The 24,350-nt window shown below is 48.4% G+C and carries 23 protein-coding genes and 1 riboswitch; of the genes, 3 read left to right on the top strand and 20 right to left on the bottom strand.

What is annotated here, in order from left to right:
• Nucleotides 1–3 precede the first annotated feature (3 nt).
• The gene (locus tag DW931_RS00565; RefSeq protein WP_118481731.1) at nucleotides 4–1,296 is read right to left on the bottom strand and encodes an N-acetylmuramoyl-L-alanine amidase family protein; all 1,293 of its coding nucleotides are present in this window, start codon (nucleotides 1,294–1,296) and stop codon (nucleotides 4–6) included.
• A 247-nt stretch (nucleotides 1,297–1,543) separates the two neighbouring features.
• Here DW931_RS00565 and DW931_RS00560 point away from each other — a divergent pair, with 247 nt between their 5' ends.
• Nucleotides 1,544–1,741 carry a hypothetical protein gene (locus DW931_RS00560; protein WP_022359311.1) on the top strand — a complete coding sequence of 66 codons (198 nt, stop codon included), beginning with the start codon at nucleotides 1,544–1,546 and terminating at the stop codon, nucleotides 1,739–1,741.
• 104 nt (nucleotides 1,742–1,845) lie between these two features.
• Here DW931_RS00560 and DW931_RS00555 read toward each other — a convergent pair whose 3' ends face one another.
• From DW931_RS00555 to DW931_RS00485, 15 genes are all read right to left on the bottom strand, one after another.
• Nucleotides 1,846–2,136, bottom strand: a complete 291-nt coding sequence (locus DW931_RS00555) for a type I restriction-modification enzyme R subunit C-terminal domain-containing protein (protein ID WP_118481730.1) — start codon at nucleotides 2,134–2,136, stop codon at nucleotides 1,846–1,848.
• On the bottom strand, nucleotides 2,127–2,303 hold the full coding sequence (locus tag DW931_RS15800) for a hypothetical protein (protein WP_182429106.1): 177 nt from the start codon (nucleotides 2,301–2,303) through the stop codon (nucleotides 2,127–2,129). The genes DW931_RS00555 and DW931_RS15800 overlap by 10 nt, the downstream gene beginning before the upstream one ends.
• 10 nt (nucleotides 2,304–2,313) lie before the next feature.
• A complete protein-coding gene (locus DW931_RS00550) occupies nucleotides 2,314–2,685 on the bottom strand; it encodes an MmcQ/YjbR family DNA-binding protein (RefSeq protein WP_118481729.1) in 372 nt (123 codons plus the stop codon).
• 124 nt (nucleotides 2,686–2,809) lie between these two features.
• Complete coding sequence (locus DW931_RS00545) at nucleotides 2,810–4,084, bottom strand: PD-(D/E)XK nuclease family protein (protein ID WP_118626833.1); 1,275 nt, start codon at nucleotides 4,082–4,084, stop codon at nucleotides 2,810–2,812.
• Nucleotides 4,085–4,481: 397 nt separating this feature from the next.
• On the bottom strand, nucleotides 4,482–5,762 hold the full coding sequence (locus tag DW931_RS00535; RefSeq protein WP_107001526.1) for an adenylosuccinate synthase: 1,281 nt from the start codon (nucleotides 5,760–5,762) through the stop codon (nucleotides 4,482–4,484).
• Nucleotides 5,763–5,972: 210 nt separating this feature from the next.
• On the bottom strand, nucleotides 5,973–6,890 hold the full coding sequence (locus DW931_RS00530; RefSeq protein WP_118481727.1) for a LysR family transcriptional regulator: 918 nt from the start codon (nucleotides 6,888–6,890) through the stop codon (nucleotides 5,973–5,975).
• Complete coding sequence (gene purB / locus DW931_RS00525; RefSeq protein ID WP_107001528.1) at nucleotides 6,883–8,313, bottom strand: adenylosuccinate lyase; 1,431 nt, start codon at nucleotides 8,311–8,313, stop codon at nucleotides 6,883–6,885. Before purB ends, DW931_RS00530 begins: the two co-directional genes overlap by 8 nt.
• Nucleotides 8,314–8,591: 278 nt before the next feature.
• Nucleotides 8,592–9,026 carry a hypothetical protein gene (locus tag DW931_RS00520; protein WP_117795179.1) on the bottom strand — a complete coding sequence of 145 codons (435 nt, stop codon included), beginning with the start codon at nucleotides 9,024–9,026 and terminating at the stop codon, nucleotides 8,592–8,594.
• A 120-nt stretch (nucleotides 9,027–9,146) separates the two neighbouring features.
• Nucleotides 9,147–9,506, bottom strand: a complete 360-nt coding sequence (locus tag DW931_RS00515) for a hypothetical protein (RefSeq protein ID WP_118481726.1) — start codon at nucleotides 9,504–9,506, stop codon at nucleotides 9,147–9,149.
• A complete protein-coding gene (locus DW931_RS00510; RefSeq protein WP_118481725.1) occupies nucleotides 9,503–11,965 on the bottom strand; it encodes a phospholipid carrier-dependent glycosyltransferase in 2,463 nt (820 codons plus the stop codon). Before DW931_RS00510 ends, DW931_RS00515 begins: the two co-directional genes overlap by 4 nt.
• A gap of 267 nt (nucleotides 11,966–12,232) precedes the next feature.
• Complete coding sequence (locus DW931_RS00505; RefSeq protein ID WP_182429105.1) at nucleotides 12,233–12,946, bottom strand: hypothetical protein; 714 nt, start codon at nucleotides 12,944–12,946, stop codon at nucleotides 12,233–12,235.
• Nucleotides 12,947–13,267: 321 nt separating this feature from the next.
• Nucleotides 13,268–14,023, bottom strand: a complete 756-nt coding sequence (dapB, locus tag DW931_RS00500; RefSeq protein ID WP_107001533.1) for a 4-hydroxy-tetrahydrodipicolinate reductase — start codon at nucleotides 14,021–14,023, stop codon at nucleotides 13,268–13,270.
• Between the two features lie 48 nt (nucleotides 14,024–14,071).
• Nucleotides 14,072–14,965, bottom strand: coding sequence for a 4-hydroxy-tetrahydrodipicolinate synthase (gene dapA / locus DW931_RS00495; protein WP_107001534.1), 894 nt, complete (start codon nucleotides 14,963–14,965; stop codon nucleotides 14,072–14,074).
• Between the two features lie 148 nt (nucleotides 14,966–15,113).
• Nucleotides 15,114–15,286, bottom strand: a riboswitch (Lysine riboswitch).
• Nucleotides 15,287–15,315: 29 nt separating this feature from the next.
• Nucleotides 15,316–15,834 (bottom strand): cob(I)yrinic acid a,c-diamide adenosyltransferase, encoded by a 519-nt coding sequence (locus DW931_RS00490; RefSeq protein WP_022359533.1) that lies wholly within the window; start codon nucleotides 15,832–15,834, stop codon nucleotides 15,316–15,318.
• 245 nt (nucleotides 15,835–16,079) lie between these two features.
• Nucleotides 16,080–16,709, bottom strand: coding sequence for a single-stranded DNA-binding protein (locus DW931_RS00485; RefSeq protein ID WP_022359532.1), 630 nt, complete (start codon nucleotides 16,707–16,709; stop codon nucleotides 16,080–16,082).
• A gap of 136 nt (nucleotides 16,710–16,845) precedes the next feature.
• Between DW931_RS00485 and DW931_RS16350 the strand changes: the two genes are divergently transcribed.
• Nucleotides 16,846–16,980 carry a hypothetical protein gene (locus tag DW931_RS16350; protein ID WP_267895340.1) on the top strand — a complete coding sequence of 45 codons (135 nt, stop codon included), beginning with the start codon at nucleotides 16,846–16,848 and terminating at the stop codon, nucleotides 16,978–16,980.
• On the opposite strand, the gene typA is transcribed toward DW931_RS16350, so the two are convergent.
• Both typA and DW931_RS00475 read right to left on the bottom strand, forming a co-directional pair.
• Nucleotides 16,977–18,815 (bottom strand): translational GTPase TypA, encoded by a 1,839-nt coding sequence (gene typA / locus DW931_RS00480; protein ID WP_107001535.1) that lies wholly within the window; start codon nucleotides 18,813–18,815, stop codon nucleotides 16,977–16,979. The two genes, DW931_RS16350 and typA, sit on opposite strands and share 4 nt — an antisense overlap.
• Nucleotides 18,816–18,980: 165 nt before the next feature.
• Nucleotides 18,981–19,631 (bottom strand): YigZ family protein, encoded by a 651-nt coding sequence (locus tag DW931_RS00475; protein WP_107001536.1) that lies wholly within the window; start codon nucleotides 19,629–19,631, stop codon nucleotides 18,981–18,983.
• A 287-nt stretch (nucleotides 19,632–19,918) separates the two neighbouring features.
• On the opposite strand from DW931_RS00475, the gene DW931_RS00470 reads away from it, so the two are divergent.
• Nucleotides 19,919–22,630: a transglycosylase domain-containing protein gene (locus DW931_RS00470; protein WP_107001537.1), complete on the top strand. Its 2,712-nt coding sequence runs from the start codon at nucleotides 19,919–19,921 to the stop codon at nucleotides 22,628–22,630.
• 136 nt (nucleotides 22,631–22,766) lie between these two features.
• On the opposite strand, the gene DW931_RS00465 is transcribed toward DW931_RS00470, so the two are convergent.
• Entirely contained in the window at nucleotides 22,767–23,123 is a 357-nt protein-coding gene (locus tag DW931_RS00465; RefSeq protein ID WP_022359528.1) for a SpoVA/SpoVAEb family sporulation membrane protein, read from the bottom strand.
• A 38-nt stretch (nucleotides 23,124–23,161) separates the two neighbouring features.
• Complete coding sequence (locus tag DW931_RS00460; RefSeq protein WP_118626832.1) at nucleotides 23,162–24,268, bottom strand: stage V sporulation protein AD; 1,107 nt, start codon at nucleotides 24,266–24,268, stop codon at nucleotides 23,162–23,164.
• Nucleotides 24,269–24,350: the final 82 nt, after the last annotated feature.

Below are 24,350 nucleotides of genomic sequence, written 5' to 3'. Positions count from 1 at the left end.
TTCTTACGGCACTTCCGATGCCGGACCACTCTTAGCCTTTAAAGATTCATCCCCAGCCGGTCCGGCTCCGCTTCCGGCAAATTCCGGATCAGAGTTCATCTCGACCCCTTCGGCTTCGTCCGGTTTTTGTCCTTCCTGCCAGAATCCTAACTTTACGACATATTTGTATAATTCCGGACTGTTTTTTCGGATGTCAGCTCGGACATCTTCGTCACAGCAGGCGGCGAAAAAGCTGCCGAACTGCATCTCCGACTTATCGTCAAAGTAGGATGGAAGCGGCTGCACCAGTCCACTGCCAGCCAGATATCGCTCGAAATCCGTCAGGGCACGTGAGGTTTCTTCGTCGCTTAGTTCCGACGCAGCGAACTCGCCGAATGCCATCGCAAGTCCCTGCGGTTTAGAAAATTTGATTTTCTTGTAATGCACATCTGTATCATAATTGACAAAATAGATACCCTGCTCTGTTTTCGGTGCTGAGAAGTATGCCTTGTCTGTGTAGTACATCAGCTCCCAGCCTGATTCTGCAAATCGTTTGATCCACTCTCTTGGCACGCCTGCCAGTTCTTTCGTAATCTGTTCTTTTTCACTGTCCGACGGACGCCGTTTTCCCATCAAACGCACATCATGCGTCCGGTCGCGCAGTCCATTTGCATCGTAGTAGTTGAGTTCCACGTACTGATCCGCCGCCATCTGACCATTGTCAAAGAAATAATATTTATGCCCGTTTACCATCCGGTTTCCGCCGCTGAACATAACACATTTGGAATCAAACCAATACCAGGCATTTCCTGCCTGATACCAGCCGGTCGTCAGTGCTCCATCCTCGTTTGCATGATACCACTGATCCGTCTCTTCCTCATAAATCCAGCCCGTCATCATCGCGCCGCTCTCGGCGAAATAATAACGGTTTGTGCCGATTTTCCGGAGTCCCCGCTGCATATAGCTGCTTTTTCCCAGATAATACCAGTGACCATTCGATTTCAGCCAGGACGCTTTCAAAAAGCTGCCATCCGTCAGGCGGTACTGCCAGTCCTCGCCGTCTCCGACCCACTCGCCCTCATACAGATACATTTCTTTATTTTCAAAACCAGCCGCGCCACTTTCTGCCGCCGATGCCTCTGTCTCCGTTATATCATTGGCATTATTTTCGGTGCCGAACCTGTAAACCTGATTTTCTTCCTTGCCCTGCACCGGGGTGTCCGCAGACGCATCGTTACCTGCCGCCAGCGCTGTCCCACAAACAAACAGGGATACTAAAAAGGATGCTGCCCACATAAATTTTTTCTTCCAATTCATCGTGTGCCTCCCCTTTCTTGTTCATAATTAAGCAAAAAACTGTAAACAGTTGCCACATCTCTTCTTATTTTACCGCACCGCAAATGAAAAGTATAGAAAAAAATTCTTACATCCTTTATAATAATAAAATAAAAGACAGTTCATCAAAGACGGCAATATCCAATCTGCCTTTGAAACAATATAAAAATGATTACAAATTCCAATCACTCTTTTTTATAGAGTTATAAAATTAGAAAGGATACCATATATGAAATCAAAACGCATTTTGGCGCTGACGGGTGCTGTTATCCTAATCGCCCTCTACGTCTCTTCCATCATCTTCGCCCTGATGGACAGTCCACTAGCAGAAAATCTGCTGCTGGCATCGCTGTTCTGCACGATCGTTATACCGGCGGTGCTCTATGGGTATGCGGTGGCACTGCGATATTTTAAAAAGAAAAAATAACGTTCAAAAAGCAAACGACTGTCTATTTCTAACACAATACGCAGTCGTTCGCTTCTTTCATTCTTCTATACTGACTGCCTCCGCAGTCTCCTGTCATTTTTTCATCATCCCGCCACTGTAACCGCATTCTCCCGGACATCATTAATCGCTTTCATAAGCGCTGTTCTCGTTCTCACATCAAACAACTTTAAAAAACTAATTGGCTTATCAAACGGAGGCTTCTTCAAAACAGCCACATTCTCCATATACCCATTCTGCTCTATATGATTAATAATCTTATGAACAAAATTGATCTGCCGTTGGTTCAATGACTGATCGTTAATAAACTCTGAAAATACCACTGACCGGACGCTGTGGAGAAGTCTTGTCATCCCAGAAATACGTTTCAAATCCATTCGTCGTAAACATCATCGGTCTGCGGCCAAACTTCCGCTCTAAACAGTCCGCATACAGCATAACCTGTTTCCGACCAACATTCCTTGCTGGTGCGCTTCGCTTCCATCACCGCTGGCGCAAATAATGCATATTCTTTTGTATTCTTTAAAAATTCAAAGTTTGACATAAGATCCCCCCTATTTGGAAGTCTTCTTTTTCTTTGGCGCTGTCAGCTCATAGCTTAACGCAAGTAAATTTTTAATCGGCTCATCCAGCCCCGCATCCCCCAGCAAAACACTGATCCACTTCTCCTTGTTCATATGGTATGCCGGAAAATATCCTTTCTGCCCCCGCAAAGAACCTATCAGCATCGGATCACTCTTTAGATTTATAACATCTATGATATTATCATCCTCCAACCCCAGCTTACTCCCTGCAACACTCAAAATCACGCCATACCATTTATCATTATCCGCCCGACGCAGCACTGCGTTCGAATCCTTCCACGGATATTCCGCTTCCGTGCCATATTCCTGTTTTACCCATTGAAATAATTCTTCTCTAGTCATTTTGGTGAAACGCCTCGCTTTCGGTTTCAAGGTAGAATATATTTGTTATTTGCAATGTTTGTATTTGTGTAAATGTGTTTTTATAGTGCAGTATGATATTCTGTTTCAGCGACAATTTATCCTTTTACAAAAGCCACCCCAAAAGCTCTCTCTCGAACACCGCCAACGCCCGCTTCACATACTCCCTCCGCGCCGTTTCATCCACAAGCGAAACCGCGCACGAATTCATCTGCTTAAAATCTGGCACTTCTGCCTCTTCGCAGTGGCGTTTTCCGTTCGGATAACACCAGGCAAACCACCAGTCCTCCGGCAGAATTATTTCCTTTTTGAGATACCTGGATGCCTCCTGCTTAAGCCCATCGGTTATATCATCTACCTGATAGCCTTTCGAAAAGCCATCCTCGGAGCTGGCTTCTTTATCAAACAGGCAGAATCCCGCAAACAAATTATGTTCTACCTCAATCCGAAACCAGAGTTCCAGACCCGCTTTTTGAAATTTTGCCTTTTTTACGACATAATTCAATCCGGGATAGGTGCTGTAACAATCATAAAATTTATCATGCTGTGAATCCTGATAGGAATAATATCCACTATCCTTTTCTAATTTCAAACCATATTTTTCTATAATTGGCTGCATCTGCTGCTGAAATTCTTCAAACACCTGGCGAATCAGCCACACCTTTGCCTTTTTCATCGATTTTTCAATCTCGATTCCGGCAAGAAATTTTTCCGGCGATTCGTACAATGCCTCAATTACTTTATCTGCCACTTTCTTCTCTCTTTCATCCGCTATGCTATGTACCGCATCCAAATATTGCTCCATCACTGCCCGAAATGACTCTTTTAAATTTTGCGATTCACCTTCCAGCCACCGATAGATATCTTCTGCCCATGAAATACACTGGATTTGCCCTAATGGTAATAAATTTCCTCCGCCTTTCTTCTTCCGGCTGTACTCAGATGGCGGAGTTCCAAAACGGGTTAGATATATCAATCGGGAATTTTGTGCCATCTCAAAGTAATCCGAACACTGTCCTTCCTGTTCCCCCGCATAGATTTTTACCTCGATCGGAATCTGATACTCCGCATTCCGTATGAAAATATCAATTCTTCTCTCTTTATCAATCGGGTACTCTTTGACTACCTCCGTATGCAATAGCAATGTATCGCTTACCGGATCCATTTTCAACACATCTCGGATAAACGATTTCAGAAACCGGATTCCGCAGCCATGCATTCCCTCCGGGTTCAGCAGATTGGTCAAAAAACGGCACATGATCACTTCACGGCTCTGTATCTCTAATACATCAAAAATGTTGTAGGCTGATAATTTCTTATGAAATGGTATGTTTTTACAGTTTGTATGAATTTGCGATAGTAAATCTCTATATGTTTCCATTTTTCATTCTCTGGCGATTCCCGTTTGTCTCATTTTTCATTTATAAAACGATTTCTTTTTATCTATCATACCATAAAAAAAACGGTTCTCACAGACTCTATCCAAGGCATCCCTCCAATTTTCTTCACACCAAATCATACCTTATCCTGAATTATTCCCTCTTCAAAAAATCAATGACAATTACGAAAAAATCGTCCTTTCCCTGAATCCCGGAATGGACTCTTCCTATGATGGCATAAAATCTAAAAATTTAATTGACTGGCTGATTTCAGAATAAACTTGAAAAAGAATGTGCCTTTTTGTGTAATGGAGAATTTCAAGGAATTTCCTATTACACAAAAATAGCGGCGGTCTGCACTCATCATGCAGGACCGCCGCTGAAATTGATTCTATAAAGTTACTTTCTCATAATGATCTCATCACGTCCCGGACCATTGGATACCATGGTTACCGGTACGCCAAGCTCTGCCTCGATCGTCTCGATGTAGTTGCGGCACTCTGCCGGGAGATCTTCGTATTTCTTGATTCCGCGGATATCACATTTCCAGCCCGGAAGTGTCTTCAGAACCGGTTTTGCTTTCTCCAGCTTGTAGGTTACCGGGAAGTCTTTGACAACTTCGCCGTCGATCTCGTAGCCAACGCAGATCGGGATCTCGTCCAGATATCCCAGAACATCCAGAACGGTCAGAGCCACTTCGGTTGCACCCTGAATACGGCAGCCGTAACGGCTTGCTACTGCGTCGAACCAGCCCACACGTCTCGGACGTCCGGTGGTTGCGCCGAACTCGCCCTTATCACCACCGCGGCGGCGAAGTTCGTCTGCCTCATCACCAAAGATCTCGCTGACAAATGCGCCTGCGCCGACTGCACTGGAGTATGCCTTTACAACGGTTGTGATCTCTTTGATCTCATACGGCGGGATACCTGCGCCGATAGCGCCGTAAGCTGCCAGAGTCGAAGAAGAAGTAACCATCGGATAAATACCGTGATCCGGATCTTTCAAGGAACCTAACTGACCCTCAAGAAGGATGTTTTTGCCCTCTTTGATCGCGTCATGCAGATATGCAGATACATCGCATACATACGGTTCTACCATCTTCTTGTATTCCATCAGCTCTGCCAGAACCTCATCCGGGTTCAGCAGCGGTTTGTGGTACAGATGCTCTAACAGGACATTCTTTGTCTCGCAGACACGCTGTACTTTATCTTTCAGAGCTGCCTCGTCCTCGAACAGTTCGCTGACCTGGAAACCAATCTTCGCGTATTTGTCAGAGTAGAATGGCGCGATACCGGACTTGGTGGAACCGAAGGACTTGCCGCCCAGACGCTCTTCCTCATACGTATCAAACAGAACATGGTACGGCATCAGGATCTGTGCACGGTCCGATACCAGAATATGCGGCATCGGAACACCCTGAGATACCAGGCTTTCCAGCTCTTTTACCAGAAACGGGATGTTTAATGCCACACCATTGCCGATGATGCTGGTTGTGTGTCCGTAAAATACACCGGACGGCAGAAGGTGAAGTGCGAAACGGCCATAATTGTTGATAATCGTATGACCTGCGTTGCTTCCGCCCTGAAAACGGATAATGATGTCGGATTCCTTAGCAAGCATATCGGTAATCTTACCCTTGCCTTCGTCTCCCCAGTTAGCTCCTACTATTGCTCGTACCATGAATTTTCCTCCCTCAGAAGAATATAAATACTTTTCGGCATGATCGAAAAACGATCATGCCTTCTTACTGTATAATCATACACAACTTTTCTATATAAGTAAAATCAATATTATTTATAAGCTACATAATTAACACTTATACTATTGATGCTCACACATATGCCAGGCAATGTAATTTGAAAAACCGCTACTTTGCAGCTCCTATTTTTCTCATGTGGTTACCTTCGCCAGCTGCTTAAAAAGCTTCGCAGCCGCTGGGGACATCCAGGCTTTCTCAGCTGCCACCAGACAAAACTCACGGGATGGCATCTCTTCGTCAAATTCCAACGCAAAAACATCCCCATTTCCAAGAGCCTCCGATGCAAAATCCGACATAAGACAGCCGATTCCCAGATTCCGCTTAACAAACTGGACAATCATCTCACTGGTGGCCAGTTCAAACTCCGGCTCCAGCCGAACCCCGCGCTTTGCCAGAAACTCATCCATAAAGCGGCGCGTACTGGTATTGCGCTCCAGGAAGATGCAGGGGCAGTTCAACAGCTCTTTATATGAAAGTTTTCTGCCCTTTAACTGGGCTGCGTATTTGGGTCCGGCTATAAACACATTGCGGATCTCCTGAACCGGAAAACTCTTTACCGCCTGCTTGGTCTCAAAAGGTGTGCTGACAATACCGAAATCAATGTGTCCCTGATAGAGTGCTTCAAGGGTCTCGGGCGTCGGACCGTTTGAAACCGTCACCTTGATATTCGGATACTGCTCATGAAATTGTTCCAGATATGGAAGCAGATAAAACTGGAGTGTCATATCGCTCGCGCCAATGCGGATCTCGCCCGTTTCCAGGTCCTTCATGCGCCGCAACATCGTCTCCCCGTCCTGTATCGCATCAATTCCCCGTCTGACATACGACAGAAGCAATTCTCCCTCGCTCGTCAGCTTCACGCCGCGCGATGTCCGCAAAAAAAGGCGGCAGCCAAGCGCGGTCTCCAGTTGTCGGACCGCCTGGCTGACCGCCGGCTGGGAAATGCAGAGTGCCTCTGCGGCCGCCGTGATGCCGCCGCATTCGCACACGCTGCAAAATACCCGGTAATACTCCAGATTCACACTTCCATGTAAATCCTGTTTAGACATTAATCTCTGCTTTCACGCCCAGATCTTCTTTATTTGCATCCAGAATCGGCTGGATTACCTCTGCCAAGAACTCATCTACCTGCTCTTTTGCACGGCCGGTGTAGCGCTCCGGTTTCATCGCTGCTTTCAGGTCATCTAAGGACAGATTAAACGCCGGATCCGCTGCAATCAGCTCGAGAAGGTTGTTATCCAGACCTTTCTCTTTCACATTCTTTCCAGCTTCCATCGACAGAGTACGGATCTTCTCATGCAGTTCCTGACGGTCACCGCCTGCCTTTACTGCATCCATCATGATATTCTCGGTTGCCATGAACGGAAGCTCTGCCATCATGTGTTTCTCGATAACCTTCGGATATACAACCAGACCGTCAACGACATTCAGGTACAGATCCAGAATACCATCAATTGCAAGGAAGCCTTCCGGAACACTCAGACGCTTGTTCGCAGAATCATCCAATGTACGCTCAAACCACTGGGTAGATGCAACCAGCATCGGGTTCATCACGTCTGCCATCACGTAGTTAGCCAGGGAAGCCATACGCTCGCTTCTCATAGGATTTCTCTTATATGCCATAGCGGAGGAACCGATCTGATTCTTCTCGAAAGGCTCTTCTACTTCTTTCAGATGCTGAAGAAGACGGATATCGTTGGAGAATTTATGGGCACTCTGTGCAATACCGGCAAGAACATTTAATACACGTGTATCCTGCTTACGAGAATAGGTCTGTCCGGATACCGGATAGCAGCCATCAAAACCCATCTTCTCCGCGATCATCTGATCTACCTTGCGGCACTTTGCATGATCCCCATCAAAGAGCTCCAGGAAGCTTGCCTGTGTACCGGTTGTTCCCTTGGAGCCAAGGAGACGTAAGGATCCAAGCACATAATCCAGATCATCCAGATCCTGCTTGAGCTCCATCATCCACAGAGTTGCACGCTTGCCGACGGTGGTCGGCTGTGCCGGCTGGAAATGGGTAAATGCCAGGGTCGGCTGTGCTTTATATTTATCAGCAAATTTAGCCAGCTCATCCAGAACACTGATCAGTTTCTTACGTACCAGCTTCAGGGCTTCTGTCATAATGATGATATCGGTGTTGTCTCCTACGTAGCAGGAAGTTGCACCCAGATGGATGATTCCTTTTGCTGTCGGGCACTGTACGCCGTACGCATACACATGAGACATAACATCGTGGCGCACCAGTTTCTCACGCTCTTTAGCAACATCAAAATTGATTTCATCCTTATGTGCTTTCAATTCATCGATCTGCTCCTGCGTAATCGGAAGGCCAAGCTCCTTCTCCGTCTCTGCCAGCGCAATCCAAAGTCTTCTCCAGGTGCGGAACTTCTTGTCCGGAGAGAAAATATACTGCATCTCCTTGCTTGCATAGCGCTCGGAAAGAGGGCTTACATATCTGTCGTACATGGCTAATTTACCTCGCTTTCTTTTTTCAGGGTATGGAAAATAGTCTCTTTCGCAGCCATTTGAAGGCGTCACCGACACATTTTCTCAATATCCTACCTGCAAATTATAATACAGGCACTTTTCAAAATCAATCACTTTTCGCTGTTCCGGCTGCAGCTCTTTCGTTCTTGGTTACTGTTCACGCATACATTCCCAATAACGGAATTTGCCACAGTAACCGTTCCTGCTCTTCCATTCATCATTCATGCCCGGCCAAACGTTTTTCCTGCCGCAAACAGTCACTCTCCTTCTGATTCCACCCGTTCGTGCACGATTTCCAGCTCTCCGGTCTTCAGATGCAGACGGATTTTCGTGGAAGTTCCCGTTTTTTCTGTCGCTCCGTATGTTTCCCCGGCATTTTCCCGTTCAACTGTTCTCTTCTCCTGCCAGTCTGCAGGCGCTTCCTCCGCCCCATTCTCTGCTCTTTCCCCCTCCGGCAGTTCATACTCGATCACATCCATCTCTCGGATCGACCAGATCCGTTCCCGCATCTTCCATATACTCGCCAGGTACATGGATACAGCCAGTGCAAGTCCATACAGAAAATACCTCTGCCTCCGCTTCCTCCGCCAGCGGACGCGTTTCAGATAGCGGCGAATCTTCCGTTTTTGATATTTAAACAGCTTTCTGCTTTGCGGCATTGATTTTTGTGCATTTCTATGTTTCTCTGACATCTGCATTCCTCCCGCAGGTGCCTCTCCATTTTTACTATAACAAATAGAAAAAAATCTGTAAAGATGATGCGGCTCACAGGCAGGGCTTTTCCGAACTGAAAGTTGTGGTTTTCAGGCAGTTTATTTTTTCTCATGATACGCTTTTTCTGTATTCACACTCCAGATATGCTCCTTATCCGTACTTCCCGCCAGAAGGAGATCCACTGCACAAAATGCTGTCATCATCGAATAATCCATGTTATTGTAGCGATGCTGTCCATTCCGTCCGATACAGAACAGATTTTCGATTTTATTCAACCATGCAGTCAATTCACCCATCTGGTCATAGGTGCCAAAATAAGCTGGGTATGCTTTCTTTACTTTCTCGATATGAAAATCAAGAATTTCCAGAAAACCAAATCTATAATTTATCACATAAGCCGTCAAAAGCACCCCCAGAAAGCCAGCGCTGATCGCCCAGTCTCTCTTTTTTTCTTTCATGACAACACCCAACCCTCCAGCCATTCCAGCCACTGCTCGGCAAATTCCTGTTTTACCGGATATCCAGACAGCACCGGATAGAAAAGAAGGAACGCGCCGATCACTGCTGCAAGATACAGCAACGCTGCTTTCCTGGTTCGTTTCGGATCTCTTTCCCAGAAAAAATGCAGACAATTTCCCAGCATTAAAATCTGTATCATACTGCACGCAAAATACTGATAGATAAACACGGTTCTGTGGATAAATAACCACGGAAACAGCATAGAAGCATAGGAAATGCACAGATATCCCGCTATTTTATCCTGTCGAATCTGCCACAGGTATATAGTATAAAATAGCGCCGGAATTGCCGACCACCAGATTACCGGGTTTCCAAAAGTTGAAACCACACTGATTTTACCAGACTTAAGCGACGTGTATGCATCCAGAAGCGGTCGTTTAATCCAGGCCCACTCATACCATTCAGAGGCATATGGATGTTCAAACACCGTTTTCTCATGGTAATGAAGCATAAGCTGCTGATTTTCCCACATAGTCTGGAAAACATTTCCATTTCCCATACCATTTCCATAAGAAAGATAGGATGCAACGTAAATCACTGCCGGAATCAAAATGTATGCAGCGATACAGATGACAGACAGCCCCGCCAGGTAACTTATCGCCGCCTGTCCAGACATTCCCTTTCTGGTCCGTGCCGCAGCTGTCCCATATTCCTGGAACAAAAATGTAAAAAAGAGGACTGCAATCCCCGCGCAGGCATATACCCCTGTCCACTTCGATGCCATCGCCGCTCCAGCTGCCATGCCATTTAAAATCATCAGACACACCGTTTTCCAGCTGCATCCCATTTTCAGGTCATCCAGCACCAGATACATCAGATAAAAGGTAAGCAGGATAAAAAATCCCACTATCACATCAATGGTTCCGATTCTTGACAATGTAAAGTGCATGAAATCAAAGACTATCAACAGTGCTGCAAATGAGGCAATCCATGTACTCCGGCTGATTTTCCGCATAAACGCATAGCTGACCGGCACCATCAGGATGCCAAACAGAGCGCATACACACCGCCATCCAAACGGCGTCATTCCAAATACGCGGATTCCCAGACTCATCCACCATTTTCCAAGCGGTGGGTGCGTTGTCTCATAAATTGTACGCCCTTCTACTATCTCATTTGCCGTTCTGGCATGGTAAACCTCATCAAACATACTTTGGTATTCATAGGTTGTATCCGCCGGAAACAATTCCTGCTCATCAAATGCCTCTGGATAATCCTCTGCATTGGATGGAAGGATCGGATTTCCATCCGGATCCAGAAGAACGATTTCCAGAACCTCTGCACTCTCATCCATCGACACGATCCCTAGTTCGTAAGTGCGGTAATGAATTTCCACTGGATTCCAGCAGTATACAGATAACAATTCTGTCTCTTCCCCGATGGCATCCCAGCCATCTCCCTCGGCATTCGGAACCGAGCATACAAAATGTCTCTTCTCCTTTCCACCCAGATAAACCTGTGCTTCTGAGATAGTCACACTTCCATCAAACCGAAGCACCATCTCATTTCCGTGGCTATCATTTTTTTCAAATTCATACGCAGTCTGCGGCGCCTTCATGTTTCCAAGATTCACAAATGCCATCACAGCAAAGAGAACTGTCAATCCTGCTGCCATACACCAGTCACGGCCGGACCAGGGCGCGCCAGTCTTTTCCGACTCTGTGTTCTTTTCACAGGATTTTATTCCCAAGCTCTTCCCGGCATCTATTTTTTCACTCCCCGTCATTCGTTTTGATACGCAGCGTGCCGCTTTTGCTTCATCCAGCTCGACTTTCGATTCAGGAATTTGACATTTTTCATGTATTATTCCAACATAAGAAGCGATTCCATATACACAGGTTCCCACACCCAGTACCGCAAAAAACATCAGCATCAGCGGATAAAATTCATCTCCCGGACTGCACTGTCCGAAGCGCTCTCCGGTGATATCCCGCGCCCAGAGTATGCCAGTTCCCGCAACCGTGAGAAGAATTCCAATTTTTTTGAATCTTTCTATTCCAAGGCGCGCTCTGAAGCGCTCTATCCACGAACTGCCCATGAAAAGAATCAATACCGCCAGCCAGATAAAAAGCATCCGCTTTTTGCCCTGTGAAAGAACAGATAATACCGGGATCGGATTCCAGATATAAAGATACAGGCATTCCCACGCTGATTCCCGGCTTCCGTTTTTCCCGGACAAAATATATAAAAGTCCGGCTGTCACCAGATCCATTGCCATGACTTCCAGGAAGCCATGAACCTCCTGATTAGAAATGGCAAAGAATACAAAGCGCGTAATCAGATACCCGGCCGCTGCTTTCCAGCAAAGCTTTCCCGCCATCCCCCGCTTTTTCTTTTCCTCATACAGCCAGATGACAGTCAGGCACGCCGTAATGGCGATACAGTAAGCTGATTTCATTCTGGCACCTCCTTTAACGACTTTTTTAAGTGCTCCATTTCGGTGGCACTCCCCTCAGACACGCCGTTTCTTTCTCATCGCTATAATTTATATACTCCCGGGATCCTCCCTGCACATACGCAGGAAAGAGCTCGGGAGTATATGAATCTGTTTCCATCATCCTATATGCAGGAGAGCAAAAACAAGGTTAAATTATAGATGATTGTAATCGCCCCAAATCTGAACTTGGCCGATTATTTTCACTTCATACTCTTAGTTTCAGATTGATCACGGATCTGTTGGCTGCGTTGTTGGCTGCGACGGCTCCGTTGTTGGCTGCGACGGCTCCGTTGTTGTATCCCCTTCCGTCTCTCCCGGCTGGATCGGTTTCACGCTCGGCGTCGGATTTTCGGTCGGTTCTTTCGTCGCCGGTGCATCACTCGGTACCACACTCGGCGTTTCACTTCCACCGCCGCCTCCAGAATGTCTGCGTTCTTTGGATGTTCTGGAATTCAGCTTCGGTGTATCGGCATTGGTCGTCTCTAAGATGGTCATCGTTCCGTCTTCTGCCACTTTTACCTCAAAGCTTCTCGCCGGTCTCGGCTTGCGGCCGCCGAACGATGTGCCATCGTTTTCAAACGTATAAGGAATTCCGTTGATACTGACAACGCCCGTTGCCATCTCTCCACTGTCCGGTGTGCCAAAATAATAGGTTTTTCCATTGATCCAGACAACACCGCTGACCATTTCCCCCGACGCCGTACAGAAATACTGTTTGTCCCCGTCTTTTACCCAGCCGATCTGCGGTGCTCCCTGTTCATTCAGGTAATACCATTTTCCATCGATCTGCTGCCAGCCTGTCTGCACCTGTCCATTTAGGATGTAGGCTCTTGCACCTCCTGTACCTACCCATTCGGCAAAAGCAGGTCCAGCATACAAGCCCATGATCAAAACGGCACTGAGTGCACAGGCACCCGCCTTCATCCATTTGCGTTTTCTCATAGCATACCTCCTCGTATTGATCGAAAAGCTGTCTTTCATGTATTTTTATTCTGGAGTTTTTCTTCTTTTTCACGATTTCAAGCTTTTCTTGTTGTATTCATCTTATCATTTGTTTTATTTTTCTACAATTTGCACTGCACAAGATGTCATTTTTTTACACAAGATGTAAAAAAATGATACACTAGCCTTGACAAATTGATTTTCAGAAGCTTTCATCCACAAACACAAGGGCGGGAAAAGTTCCAGAAATGAAAACCCCGGCTGTGAGTGGATAAACTTACTCACAGTCGGGGTTCCATTTTCACATCTGTATAAAATCTCTTAACCGATCACATCCGCCATATCATACCGTCCCTCCGGCTTTCCTGCCAGGAATTTGGCTGCCTGTACCGCACCCTTTGCGAAAATCGCCTTGGAATAAGCTGTATGATTAAAGGTAATCACCTCATCCTGACCAGCGAAAATGACATCGTGTTCGCCTACGATTGTGCCGCCGCGGATCGCCTGAATACCAATCTCCTTCGCATCACGTTTCTCACGTGTAGCGGAACGATCGTATTTGTAATGGTATGTATTGCCCATCGCCTCGTTGATCGAATCTGCCAGCGCAATCGCCGTACCGCTCGGAGCATCCACCTTCTGATTGTGGTGTTTCTCCAGAATCTCAATATCAAATCCAGCCGGAGCCAGAATCTGCGCTGCTTCTTTCAGAAGCTTTAAGAGCATATTGATACCAAGAGACATATTTGCAGAGCGAAGAACAGCTGTCTTCTCTGCCGTCTCTTCTACCTTTGCCAGCTGTACCTCGGAAAGTCCTGTCGTACACAGAACAACCGGCATTTTCTTCTCTGCACACCAGTCGAGAAGTTCATCGACAGCTGCTGCATTGGAAAAATCAATCACAACATCCGCTTCTACCTTGCATTCGTTCAGAGACGCAAAAACCGGATAATCATTTTTCTGCTCGGTTCTCATATCAATACCCGCAACGATAGAGATCTCCTCGTCCTTCGCTGCAATTCCGGAAATAACCTGTCCCATGGCGCCGTTGCAGCCATGCATAATTGCTCGTACCATCTGTTAAAACCTCATTTCCCTATCTCATCCTAATTTTAACGGTTCTTATCACTCTTTCAGGCTGATTCCGTAATTTACCAGTTCTCTTCTCAGACGATCGCGGTTTGCCGGTTCCATATCCACTAACGGTTTACGGAACGGACCCACTTCCTCGCCCATCATGTTCATCGCTTCCTTAACCGGAATCGGGTTTACCTCGCAGAACAGCGCCTCAATCAGTGGAATTGCATCTATCTGCATCTGTCTTGCCTTCGCTACATCGCCAGCCTTGAATGCCGCGCACATATCATGTACCTGACGCGGTGCCACGTTGGATAATACGGAGATAACGCCCTTTGCGCCCAGTGCCATCATCGGAACCGTCTGGTCGTCGTTGCCGGAGTAAATATCTACTGTTCCGCCTGACAGGCTTGCAATCTGTGCGATCGCGGAGAAATTGCCGCTTGCTTCTTTGACACCGACGATGTTCTCATATTCCTTGCACAGTGCCACGATCGTCTCCGGGGTGATATTGACGCCGGTACGGCTCGGTACATTGTACAGAAGGATCGGAAGATCAACTGCCTTTGCGACCTCTGAGAAATGAACCTTTAAACCCTTCTGGGTTGATTTATTGTAATACGGGGATACGAGCAGAAGTCCGTCTGCGCCTGCCTTTTTCGCTTCGGTAGACAGATATACCGCTGTCTCTGTGCAGTTGGAACCGGTTCCTGCTACAACCGGGATTCTCTTATTTACGACCTGGCATACGAAACGGATCACCTCGATGTGCTCCTCATGGCTTAATGTAGCCGCCTCGCCGGTCGTACCGCAGGCGATAATACAGTCTGTGCCGCCAGCGATCTGTTCTTCTACGATCTGCTCCAGTTTCTCATAATTTACGCTTCCATCCTCATGAAATGGCGTTACCAGCGCTACGCCTGCTCCTTCAAAAATAGACATTTTGTTTCCTCCTTATTCTTTTGCACGATGGCTGAGTTTCTATTCCAGAGTCCGTTTCTGTCCCCGCTTCAAACGAATGTTTGCAGCCTGTCGGTCCTGAGCGTACAAAAAGCTGGCACGACGGCCAGCTCTATGAATTCAAATCCAAACTCCCAGTAGCTCCCCATCTGTCGATGACAGTTACAGAATTCTTCATCCTGCACCCAGGAACTGCAGATACAGGCGCCGCAGCCCTTCGGCGTATCATCCTTTCAGCTGTCTTCTCCTGCACCTGCCGCATCCGACCGCTTACTGATAATCAACGCAACCTCTACTTGTTTTTTCTATCTTAGCATTACTTTGAATACTTGTCAACCGTTCATGCACGCATGATCGTTTGACGGCTTCAGGCATTCCAGGCGCGTCACCTCGTCTGCATGCTCCTCTGCCCCAGCCGGGCATACTTTTCCGGTCAGAATCAGATCGACATTCTCCTCGCGCGCTGCCAGCAGTGTTTCCAGAGCATCGTCCCCGACCAGTTTCTGATCTAACACCCCAAGAAATTCATCCAGAATCAGCATATCGCATTCGCCGGTACAGAGTACTTTTTTTGCAAAATTATACCCGTTCTGAATATTGCAGAGCTCTTCCTTTTTGCCTTCTTCAGAGAGATTTTCATAATACTCATTCTGTTTTTCAAATCGGAATACTTTAAATGCCGGCTCCAGCTGTTTTAACCCATCTGCTGTCTCATGGCTCAGCACTCCCTTTAAGAATTGTATCATAATTACCTTCCGGCCGTGCATGGCTGCACTGACACCACGTCCCAGTGCCATCGCTGTTTTTCCCATCCCGGTGCCGAAGATGATATGAACTTTCCCCTTTTTCATTTCCCTCTCCTCTTTCTGTGCCTCCCGCTGCGCTGGCGCACAGACTGTCTTTCCTGATGTCTTTTTACACACAGGCCTGTGTGTTTTATTTCTATCCATCCAATAATCGTTTTACGAATTCTGTAAACTGCCTTATTCTAGCATATTTTATCTGTTTTGGCAAGCTATGGCAAAACCAGCCATTTATCATGTCCTATCGATTGCATAACCGGCTTCAAAATTTGCTGTAACATCCTAAACCTATCCTATTCTTCCACGCACTCCAGCTTGCTGACCGACACCTCGTATGCCACACGTTTCTCGCACTCTGTCTCGCTCAGTTTCTTCGTATATTCACGGCTCTGCACGCGCCCCCACACGCACACGTGGCTTCCCACGCCAAATCCGGACGCATAGCGGGCATTTCTGCCCCACGCAATACACGGTATGTAATCGGATTTTCCATACGGACGGTTGACCGCCAGCAGCATATCGGCAATCTCGCGTCCCAGCGGTGTTTTCCGGTAGATCGGCTCCTTGCAGATATAGCCTTCCAGAAAAATCTGGTTGGTTTTGGTGTAATCCGTAAATTCTTCCAGGAAATGAATCTCACGGACAAACACAGACAGCACCAGACGGTTTTTCGCGCCCTCATGACGGTTGTAGGAACGGAACTGGCCGATCGCCTCCATCGTCATTCCGCGGTAGTCTTTCGATACATCCAGAAGCCGTTCTGAAATCATGAGTGGAATCACGTCCACCTGATCGCTCAGACGGCTGACTGCCAGGTCTGCGATATAAAATCCTTCCCCGAATACTTCGTGGCTGAATGTAAATTCCGATACGACCTCACCAATCACGCTAACCTTGTTGTTTTCAATCATTTTTTCCGACATAGTATCTCTCTCCTCTTCTTTTTTGCAGTTTTTCACGGCAGGTTCTTGGAGTCCTGCTTCTTACTGTATATATGTATGAGGGGAATGACCGTTTTAGAAGAAGAAGTGAGGGGGAAATTTCGACAGGGTGGGGGACATGAATCGACAGAGGGAATGGGATCGGCAGAGGGACGGAAACGGCGGGGCGCGTCGTTTCCTGGATATCTCTCGCTTGAATATACGAAAAGGAGCAGCTGGCTTGCGCGGCTGCTCCCACTTTACGATTATTTAGCTATTTTTACGGCTGATCATCGCTCTCTTTCTCAGAGTCGGATCAAGAATCTTTTTACGGATTCGTAAGCTGGTCGGGGTGATCTCGAGAAGTTCATCGGTATCGATGTAGTCGAGGCACTGCTCCAGGCTCATGATTTTCGGCGGAACAAGGCGAAGGGCTTCATCGGCGCTGGAAGAACGGGTGTTGGTCAGCTTTTTGGTTTTGCAGACGTTTAACTCGATGTCTTCCGGTTTTGCGCTCTGTCCGACAATCATGCCGGAGTAAACTTTAACGCCCGGTCCGATGAACAGGGTTCCGCGCTCCTGGGCATTGAACAGACCGTAGGTGATGGACTCGCCTGCCTCAAATGCAATCAGGGATCCCTGTTTGCGGTAACTTAATTCGCCCTTGAACGGTGCATAGCCGTCAAAGCTGGTGTTTAAGATACCATTTCCCTTTGTATCGGTCATGAACTCGCCGCGGTAGCCGATGAGACCTCTGGACGGAATCGAGAACTCCAGTCTTGTGTATCCGCCGCCGATCGGGCTCATGCCCTGCAGCTCGCCTTTACGGCTGGTCAGCTTCTGGATAACAGCACCGGTAAAGTCATCCGGTACGTCGACGTAAGCGATCTCCATCGGCTCTAATTTGCGGTTTCTCTCGTCATATTTGTAGAGTACCTCCGCCTTGCTGACTGCGAACTCAAAGCCCTCGCGGCGCATATTCTCAATCAGGACGGACAGATGCAGCTCGCCACGGCCAGATACCTTGAAGCAGTCAGCGGAGTCTGTCTCCTCTACACGCAGGCTGACATCGGTATTCAGCTCCCGCATCAGACGCTCGCGGATGTGGCGGGAAGTGATGAATTTACCTTCCTGACCTGCCAGCGGGCTGTCGTTTACCATGAAATCCATGGAAATGGTCGGCTCAGAAATCTTCTGGAACGGAATTGCCTCCGGTTTCTCCGGTGAACACAGGGTATCACCGATGTGGATATCTGCGATACCGGAAATCGCTACGATCGAACCGATCTTTGCTTCCTGTACTTCTACTTTATTCAGACCCTCAAACTCATAGAGCTTACCGATCTTAACTTTGCGGAACTTGTCCGGCTCATGATGGTTGACGATGACGCAGTCCTGATTTACTTTCAGGTAACCGTTGTCGATCTTACCAACGCCGATACGTCCTACATACTCGTTGTAATCAATCGTACTGATCAGAACCTGTGTCTCTGCATCCGGGTCTCCCTCCGGTGCCGGGATGTAATCCAGAATGGTCTGGAACAGCGGCTGCATATCCACATTCGGATCGTCCAGGTTCTTCTTTGCATATCCAGAACGTGCAGATGCATACAAGAACGGACAGTCAAGCTGCTCGTCGGATGCATCCAGATCCATCAGAAGTTCGAGGACCTCGTCCACAACCTCCTCCGGACGTGCTTCCGGACGGTCAATCTTATTGATACATACGATAACCGGCAGATCCAGTTCCAGTGCTTTACGCAGAACGAATTTGGTCTGCGGCATCGCGCCCTCGTATGCGTCTACCAGAAGGATAACGCCGTTTACCATCTTAAGAACACGCTCTACCTCGCCGCCGAAGTCCGCATGTCCTGGTGTATCGATAATGTTGATCTTGGTGCCGTTGTAATTAACAGCCGTATTCTTGGACAGAATCGTGATACCTCTCTCACGCTCAATATCGTTAGAGTCCATGACACGATCGACTACTTCCTGATTGGCACGGAATACACCGCTCTGGCGAAGCAGCTGGTCTACCAGCGTCGTTTTACCGTGGTCAACGTGAGCGATAATTGCAACGTTTCTGACATCTTCCCGTTTCATTTTCATATCTGCTTACTCTCTTTTCTTATGATGATTCATTACATGTACTAATTAATAATTATTTTCTGTCACAGACAAGCATCCTGCCGTTTCGTCTTTGGCAAAGGATCCGCCCACAAAATAATACAGCTTGTTATTTTAGCATTTTTTTATCCATTATTCAATCTTTTTTTACAATAAAATGATTTTTCCGTCATCCATGCCAAAATAAACTTCATCCAGTTTTTCGATCCGGCATCTTCCATTTGTGCCCTCTATGAGCTTCTTCTCCGCTGCTCCCGCCTGGTCAAACGGCACCAGGATCGTCAGATCCACGCCCTCGCCGTACTCGCTGTCCAGAATCGGCAGCTCTGCTTCTGCCAAAATGTACTGCACCTTTCCAAGCCCGCTGTAGTCTGTCCCGACCTTCCATTTGCGAGCCAGGCATTTTTCCAGAACCACACAGTTTTTAAGACCTTCCTGGACCGCGCCGCCGTATGCCCGCACCAGTCCGCCGGTTCCTAAAAGTGTCCCGCCAAAGTACCGGGTCACAACCGCACAGACGTTGTGAAGCTCGCGTCCCAACAGCACATCCAGCATCGGGCGTCCCGCCGTCTGCGCCGGTTCGCCGTCGTCGCTGCAGCGCGCCACCTCGTTATTTTCTCCGATTGTAAATGCCGAACAATGATGTCTCGCATCCCAATATTTCTTCTTGACTTCCGCAATAAATGCCGTCGCCTCTTCTTCCGATTCCACCGGGCGGATCTCCGCGATAAAGCGGGACTTCTTCTCCACAATCTCGCCCTCTCCGCCCTGATAGACGATTTTATAGCGCTCTTTCATGATTATTCCTCCATCGTAACTGTTCAGTAAATGCGCAGACCTGCTGAACAGTTACCCTCCATCTATACACTACGCATCCTTAAAACGGACGTTTTTTCACTTCTTTAACTGCTTGTAAACCTCAGTTACTGTTCACGCATACGTGCTCACTAACAAACCTTATCTTTTATGATACCGTAAAAAAAACTTCATGACAATAGTATTTATTTATCCTATGAATTTTGATATAATTGGAAATACTGTATTTATTAATAGAATGAACCACTACGAACCCAAAGGAGGTTCTCATGAATTACGGTGTAAAAGCAACCAAGAAACGGATCCGGGCAGCCAATTCCCGGAAGAAGAAATACGCCAACCGGCTGTTTCTGACCTTCTTCAAGACTGCCTTTGTTCTTGTTCTGTTTCTCTGCGTGACGGGTGCCAGCACCTTTATCGGCATGTTTAAAGGCATTCTGGACAGTTCGCCAGACTTCAACCCGGACAGCTTCACCCCAAGCGGATATTTTTCTACTATATATAATAGCGCCGGGGAAGTGACCGACACGCTGGTCGGTTCCAACTCGAACCGAATTGAAGCATCCTACGAGGATTTTCCTCAGGATCTAATTGACGCGTTCGTCTCCATTGAGGACTCGCGTTTCTGGCAGCACAGCGGTATCGATCTGCGCTCCATTTCACGCGCCGTGGTCGGTGTCCTGACAAATAATTATAAAGGCGGCGCCAGCACCCTGACCCAGCAGCTCATCAAAAATACCGTCTTCAACGGCGGTATGGAGACCAGCAAAGGTTCCAAAATCGAACGAAAAATCCAGGAACAATATCTGGCGCTGCAGCTGACAAAAAACGTCGATCGGAAGGTCATTTTAACGAACTATTTAAATACGATCAACCTCGGCAGCAATACGCTGGGCGTCAAAGCAGCGGCGCTGCGCTATTTTAATAAGAACGTCTCCGATCTGACTCTTTCTGAGTGCGCGGTCATCGCCGGTATCACACAGAATCCGTCAAAGCTGAATCCGATCAGCGGCGCGGAGGCAAATGCCGCCCGGCGCAAGGTCATTTTGCAGGCAATGTATGAGCAGGGCTATATCACAAAAGAAGAACAGGAGGAAGCACTGGCGGACGACGTCTACGCCCGTATCCAGAATGTCGACACGGCGCTCAAGGAAAATGAGACACCGTACTCCTATTACACGGACGAGCTGATCAGCCAGGTCACCGAAGCGCTCAAAGAGCAGCTCGGCTATACTGACACGCAGGCGTCCAATCTTCTGTTCAGCGGCGGACTGCAGATTTACACCCCGCAGGATCCGCAGATTCAGGCGATCGTCGATGAGGAAGTCAACAATCCTGCCAACTACGACGCGGCTCGCTATTCGGTTGAATACCGCCTTTCCCTGACCCATCCAGACGGGGAAACGCAGCATTATTCACAGGAAACTCTGAAAACATGGCTCCAGCAGGTCAAGGGACAAAGCGGTTTTGACGGGCTGTTTAATTCCGAGGAAGAGGCGCAGACGGCGATCGATGAGTACCGCACCGCCCTCACGCAGGACGGAAGCACCGTTCTCGGTGAATCAGTTACCATGATTTTAGAGCCGCAGACCTCGTTCGTCCTGATCGAACAGTCCACCGGCTATGTCAAGGCAATCAACGGCGGACGCGGACAGAAGACGGCAAACCGCACCTTAAACCGTGCGACCGACTCCCTGCGGCAGCCAGGATCGACCTTCAAGGTCATTTCCTCCTTTGCCCCGGCATTGGATGCCTGCGGCGCGACCCTATCAACCGTTTACTATGACGGACCATACTCTTCCGGTGAAAAAGAGTTCCGAAACTGGTGGGGCAGCGATTACAAGGGCTATCACACGATCCGCGACGGCATTACCTATTCCATGAACATCGTCGCCCTGCGCTGCATGGCGGACACGGTAACGCCGCAGCTCGGTGTCGAATATGCCGAACGGCTGGGAATCACTTCCCTCGTAAGCCAGGATCAGACTCTCTCGACAGCACTCGGCGGTCTGACAAAGGGCGTCAGCAACCTGGAACTGACAAATGCATTTGCGGCGATCGCCAACGGCGGCACCTACACGAAGCCTGTCTTCTTTACTAAGATCCTGGATCGCAACGGAAAGATACTGATCGACAATGAACCGGAGACGCGGCAGGCGCTCAAAGACTCTACCGCCTATCTTTTAACCAGCGCGATGCAGGATGTTATGCAGAGCAATACAATGTATACGCGTTCCGGTTCCGGGGTTAAATCGACCGGTACGACAGCGGCGATTCCCAATATGAGCTGCGCCGGAAAGAGCGGTACGACCACCAGCAACGTCGACGTCTGGTTTGTAGGCTTTACGCCGTACTACACTGCCGGTATCTGGGGCGGGTGCGACAATAACCAGCCATTAAAAGGCGGCACCGTTTCAAACGGCGGTACCAGTTACCACAAGCGCATCTGGCGAAATATCATGACACGTGTCCATGAGAGCTTAAGCGACCCCGGATTTACGGTTCCGGACAGCATTGAAACTGCTGACGTATGCCGCAAATCCGGCAAGCTTCCGGTTTCCGGCGTCTGCAGCAGTGACCCGCGCGGAACGGCCGTCTACACTGAATATTTCGCGAAGGGCACGGTTCCGGCCGAGACCTGCGATCACCACACCCGCGTGACGATCTGCTCCGCCTCCGGCGGCATCTCGACTGCCTTCTGCCCGACGAACCAGCAGATTTCCAAGACAGTTATGGTCGTTCCGGAAGACGGCGGAGAAACGGACGATTCCCGCTTCTCCATGCCGGGCGAGTGCAAGATTCACAATGGTTCGTCCACGATCATCCATCCTTCTGAGAGCGCCGATTTCTCAGCTCCGGGCTACAGCCCCGATTCAGATAATCTATCGGCTCCGATCCACTCTGTGGTTCCACGCCCGATGACGGGAAGTGGACGGAATGGAAATAATATTCCGATTGTCCCAGCGAATCCGGAGCATTAACAGCAAAATAATATATCTGCAAAAAGCTGCTGTAAAAAGTGACATTCATATGCCTCTTTTACAGCAGCTTTTTATTTCCTCAACTTGATTTTCTTTTGCTTTGCTTTCTTTTACTTTTCCTTTTTTCGTCTTCTCTCTAATCCTTCATCTTGGGTTTGCAAATCAGCGACGACAGATAGCCGAAGATCAACGCCCCGGAAATCCCCGCCGCACCCGCCGTGAATCCGCCGGTGAACAGCCCCAGAACCCCATCCTTATCTATTCCATCCCGCACACCCTTCCAGAGCGTATTCCCAAACCCCAGCAGCGGCACTGTTGCCCCGGAACCCGCCCATTTGGCATACGGTTCGTACAAGCCTATCGCACCGAGAATCGAGCCACATACCACCAAAAGTACCATAATCCGCCCCGGCATGAGTTTCGTTTTATCCATCAGAATCTGCACGGCGGCACAGAGAAGTCCGCCGGTCACAAATGCTTTGATATAGTCCATTTTTCTGCTCCCTCTCTAAAGTTTCTTGCAAATACCTATTATTCACCAAACGATTCTTTTCCCTCAAGCACCACTCCATGGGCAATCCCCGGCACATTCTGCCCCTCATTAAAGCTGATCTGGGACAGCAGCGCCCCGGTCGGCACAAACAGGACTCGTTTCCACTCACCCGCCTGTATTTTCGGAAGAATATAGCCGCACAGCACCGCCGCCGAGCAACCGCAGCCGCTCCCGCCCGAATGGGTATCCTGCGTCTTCGGGTCAAACATTTCGATCCCGCAGTCCATATGGATGCTGGAAATATCCTGTCCTGCCTCGCGCATAAAATCAAGCAGGATCTCCTTCCCCACCATTCCCAGATCGCCAGTGATGATCCGGTCATAGTCAGATGGTTTCCGGTTAAAATCACGGAAATTCTGCAAGATTGTGTCTACCGCCGCCACCGCCATTGCCGCCCCCATGTTCATGGAATCGCGCATCTGCATATCGACGATCTTTCCGGGGGTGGCAGCTGGGATACAAGGTTGAAATTTGGGATGCAATTTTTCCTGTCCAGCATTTTTCAGTGATTCTGACGCATTTTCTTTCGCTCTGCGCCCATCTTTCCCTTCATTTTTCTCATTTCCCTCGATCATCACACACCCGCACCCGGTCACCGTCCAGGTTGTGGACTGCGGTCTCTGATTCCCATACGCCAGCGGAAACCGGAACTGCCGTTCTGCCGAGGCAAAATGGCTCGACGCCAGCGCCAGAACCCGGTCCGCATAGCCAGCCCCTGCTGCCATCGCCCCCAGAATCATCGCCTCTCCCATCGTCGAGCAGGCGCCGTAAAGCCCGAAAAACGGGATATCAAACGACTCCACACCAAACGAGGTCGCCACAATCTGTCCCAACAGGTCTCCCGCAAACAGGCAATTCACATCCGCCGCCTGTCTGCCCGCCTTATCCAGGCATTTCTGCACCGTCTGGCGCTGCAATTCACTCTCCGCCTCCTCCCACGACTTTTTCCCAAACGTCGGATCCGGCTCCACCCGGTCAAAAAAACTTGCCAGCGGTCCCTCGCCTTCCGTCTGCCCCACGATCGATGCCGCCGATGTGATGATGGGCGGATGCTCAAACTGGATGCTTGATTTACCTGCCTGCATAAAATTCCTCCTGAAACATAAAAACATTGTCAAAAATATACTGTTCAAACTTTCGCTACAATCTCAGTATTTACACAAACAT

This window comes from Clostridium sp. AM43-3BH, from assembly GCF_003479985.1.
Classification (GTDB): Bacteria; Bacillota; Clostridia; order Lachnospirales; family Lachnospiraceae; genus Otoolea; species Otoolea fessa.
This window is presented reverse-complemented; position numbering and strand designations above follow the sequence as displayed.